Genomic DNA, 3501 nt, shown 5'->3' on the forward strand with positions numbered 1-3501 from the left:
GGCCATCAAGAACACCGACATCGCCGAGGAGCTGGCCCTGCCCCCGGTGAAGATCCACTGTTCGGTCCTGGCCGAGGACGCCATCAAGGCGGCCATTGAGGATTATCAGGGGAAGCACGGTGCCGCGGAGCGACGCACCGCCTGAACCGGATTGATTCCCTCTCCAGTCCGCAGGAAACGCGACTGGACCTGCCGCCGGCCTGCCCAGGCCGGCTTTTTTGTGTGTGCTATTTGCGGGAAGCGGCGCTGAATCTCCGGTAGCGGTTGATCAGGCCATTGGTGGACGCATCGTGGGCACGGGTGTCGCTGTCCGCAGTCAGTTCCGGATACACCTTCTGCGCCAACTGCTTTCCCAGTTCGACACCCATCTGATCGAAGGAATTAATGTCCCAGATCACACCCTGTACGAACACCCGATGTTCGTACAGGGCAATGAGCGAGCCCAGCACCCGTGGCGTCAGCTTGCGATAGAGGATCGTGGTACTCGGCCGATTGCCCGGGAACAGCTTGTGCGGCATCAGGCGCTCGACCTCGTCGGCGGCAAGTCCCGCGGCTTCCAGTTCTGCGCGCGCCTCGTCCCCGGTGCGACCCCGCATCAGGGCCTCGGTCTGCGCCAGGCCGTTCGCCATCATGATTGTCTGGTGTTCACCGGGGGAGTCGAAGGTCTCCAGCGGCGCGAGAAAGTCCGTGGGTACGAGGCGTGTGCCCTGATGGAGTAGCTGAAAAAAGGCGTGCTGACCCTTGCCGCCGACTCCGCCCCATAAGACCGGGCCGGTCGGCACTTCCACCGACAGGCCACCACGGGTTACACGCTTGCCATTGCTTTCCATATCGAGCTGCTGCAGGTAGTCGGGCAACAAGGCCAGATGCTGCTCATAGGGAAGCACCGCATAGGTATCAGCGGCAAAGAAATCGTTGTACCAGATTCCCAACAATCCAAGGATGAGCGGCAGGTTGCGCTCCGGGTCGGACTCCTGGAAGTGAACATCCATCTCGAAGGCGCCGGTAAGCAGTTCCTCAAATCGATCCATGCCGATGGCGAGGGCGATGGGCAGTCCAATGGCCGACCAGAGGGAATAGCGTCCGCCAACCCAGTCCCAGAACTCGAACATGTGTTCAACATCGATCCCAAAGGCCTCGACCGCATCCCGGTTCGTCGACAGGGCAACGAAATGCTTCGCGATCGCTTTTTCATCACCGGCCGCGGCCAGAAACCAGTCACGCGCGGTGTGCGCATTGGTCAGCGTTTCCCAGGTAGTGAAGGTCTTGGACGCAACGACAAACAGAGTGGTGTCGGCATCGAGGCCCGCCAGGGTGTCGGCGATGTCACTGCCCTCGACATTGGCGACAAAATGGAGATTCAGTCCCGGCTGGCGATATGGTCGCAGTGCCTCGGTAACCATGGCCGGACCCAGATCGGATCCGCCAATGCCGATGTTGACGATGTCGCGTATCGGCTTGCCCGTATAACCCGTCCAGCTACCTGCGCGAACGGCATCGGAGAACCTGCGCATGCGCTCAAGCACGGTACGGATCTCCGGCATAACGTCCTTGCCATCGACATATACGGGTCGGTCCGAACGATTACGCAGGGCGGTATGCAAGACGGCGCGGCCTTCCGTATTGTTGATCGCAGTGCCGTCGAACATGCGCCGGGCCCAGGCGTCCACCTCGCGGTGACGCGCAAGCTCGAGCAGCAAGGGAAGGGTTTCATCCGTAATGCGATGCTTGGAAAAATCCACAAGCAGATCGTTGAACTCGATGGAAAACCTGTCAAAACGCGAGGGATCTTCGGCAAACAGATCGCGCATGTGCAGACCGGCAACCTCGTCGCGAATTTCTTCAGGGCTGGCGGGCAATCGAAAGAAACGAAAGCAATGCCACGGCCGCGGTTTCAATCCGGAGGATTCCGTCGCCCAGACTCAGCGGAACGGCCCCGGCGGCTTGCGCCTCCTCGGCTTCGGCCTCGGTGAACCCGCCTTCGGGTCCAACCAGTATCGTAACCTGCTCCATCGATTCGGACTGCGCCAGGACCCGCGCCGGTTTCTCGCCGCCGGGGCGGGCGAGCCAGACGGTATGATCGGCAGCATGAATTGCCGTGGCCAGCGATACCGCGGGCAGAATCTTCGGCAGGTATGCGCGACGACTCTGCTTGCAGGCCTCGACACAGGTGCGCCGCCAGCGCTCGCTCGCGCGCGCGGAGGCCTTGACGATGCTGCGCTCACATTGGAGCGGGGCGAAACTGGCCATCCCCAGCTGCGTGGCCATATCCAGCATGACGGACTGGCGATCCCCCTTGGGCAGGGCGCTGGCCAGATGCACTACAGGCCGCGGGGCCACGACACGTTGGACATTGCCGAGCTCCACCTCGACCTCACGGCCGCGAGCACCGATATCAACAATCGTCGCGCTCGCCATCCGGCCGAGACCATCGAACAGGCACACGGCCTCGCCGCTATGCAGGCGGCGCGCACCGGACGCATGGCGCGCCTCTTCGGGATCCAGTTGCACTCGACCGCCTTCGGCAAACTCGTGGGGATGATAGAACCAGGGCAGCGCGAACTGAGTCGATACGATTCCGCTTTGTCCGGTCACGTTCTTACTTCTGTTCATCGTCGGATGCAGGTCCACCGTTTCGACAAAGGTAGACATCATACCGCACCAGCTTGCCTGCCTGACTGAAGTCGGGTCTCCCCGCCAGGGGCGCGGCATGGGACGGCCGCTTCACAACGACACGCTGGCGCGCCCAATGCCGGGCAATCGTCAACAGTTCTCCGGCATCCTCGTCCTCGCCCACCAGGTCACGAAGTATACGCATTTCCTTTCTGGCCAGCGCGGATCGCCGACGTTTTTCCGGAAACATGGGATCGAGATAAATTACTTCCGGTGAAAGATCCTTCAGTGCCAGACGGGCATCGGCACAGCGCACGCGCAGCTGCCCGGCCAGTTTCTCGCCACCGCCCGCGCGCCGCAGTGCGTCTTCCAGAAGCGCGCTCAGGACTGGCGATCGCTCCAGGGCCAATACCTCATGGCCCAAAACCGCCATGCGATAGGCATCCTGTCCCAGTCCGGCGGTGGCATCGACCACCGTGTGCCTGCCCTTGCCGAGGGCGCGCGCAAGGGGTTGTCGACCGGACCGGTCGGCGGGTTTCGATCTGAGCACGACGGTCACCGGCTTGAGACGGGAGTGGATACAGTCACGAAGGGCGAGCCGCCCATCGATATACTGAAGCGCATAATCGGCCCGGACGCAGGCAGCGTCTGCGCTAACGAGCGGCAAACCCAGACGCTCGACAAGTGCGCGCAACAATGATCCGTTAACTTTATCTTCACCTGCGGCAATGACCACGCGCGCTGCGGGTTTGGAGTCGTGTTCCGGACTCGTCATAATAAAGCGCTCTGGTGAAATTCAACTTCGACGATCAAGAACAATCCATCCCATGAAATTCCGTCTTCTCGAAAACACCAATATCGAAGTCAGTGTCATCTGTCTCGGCACCA

Annotated in this window: 4 protein-coding genes; 1 reads left to right on the forward strand and 3 read right to left on the reverse strand. The window is 61.4% G+C overall.

Annotated features, from left to right (window positions below; genetic code table 11):
- On the forward strand, nucleotides 1-145 hold a 145-nt coding region (locus P8X48_13370; GenBank protein MEJ2108293.1), incomplete at its 5' end, for an iron-sulfur cluster assembly scaffold protein.
- Between the two features lie 82 nt (nucleotides 146-227).
- Here the strand turns inward: P8X48_13370 and pgi are convergent.
- From pgi to P8X48_13385, 3 genes are read right to left on the reverse strand one after another with little or no spacing between them, the layout of a single operon-like run.
- The gene (pgi, locus tag P8X48_13375) at nucleotides 228-1859 is read right to left on the reverse strand and encodes a glucose-6-phosphate isomerase (GenBank protein MEJ2108294.1); all 1632 of its coding nucleotides are present in this window, start codon (nucleotides 1857-1859) and stop codon (nucleotides 228-230) included.
- Nucleotides 1843-2613 carry an RsmE family RNA methyltransferase gene (locus tag P8X48_13380; protein MEJ2108295.1) on the reverse strand — a complete coding sequence of 257 codons (771 nt, stop codon included), beginning with the start codon at nucleotides 2611-2613 and terminating at the stop codon, nucleotides 1843-1845. The genes pgi and P8X48_13380 overlap by 17 nt, the downstream gene beginning before the upstream one ends.
- Nucleotides 2600-3388, reverse strand: coding sequence for a class I SAM-dependent methyltransferase (locus tag P8X48_13385; protein MEJ2108296.1), 789 nt, complete (start codon nucleotides 3386-3388; stop codon nucleotides 2600-2602). The genes P8X48_13380 and P8X48_13385 overlap by 14 nt, the downstream gene beginning before the upstream one ends.
- Nucleotides 3389-3501: the final 113 nt, after the last annotated feature.

Source organism: Acidiferrobacteraceae bacterium (genome assembly GCA_037388825.1).
Classification (GTDB): domain Bacteria; phylum Pseudomonadota; class Gammaproteobacteria; order Acidiferrobacterales; family JAJDNE01; genus JARRJV01.

Excerpts from the sequence above, each read along its gene's own strand:
- P8X48_13380 (MEJ2108295.1), bottom strand. The coding sequence starts at position 2,613 with ATGAACAGAAGTAAGAACGTGACCGGACAAAGCGGAATCGTATCGACT.
- P8X48_13385 (MEJ2108296.1), bottom strand. The coding sequence starts at position 3,388 with ATGACGAGTCCGGAACACGACTCCAAACCCGCAGCGCGCGTGGTCATT.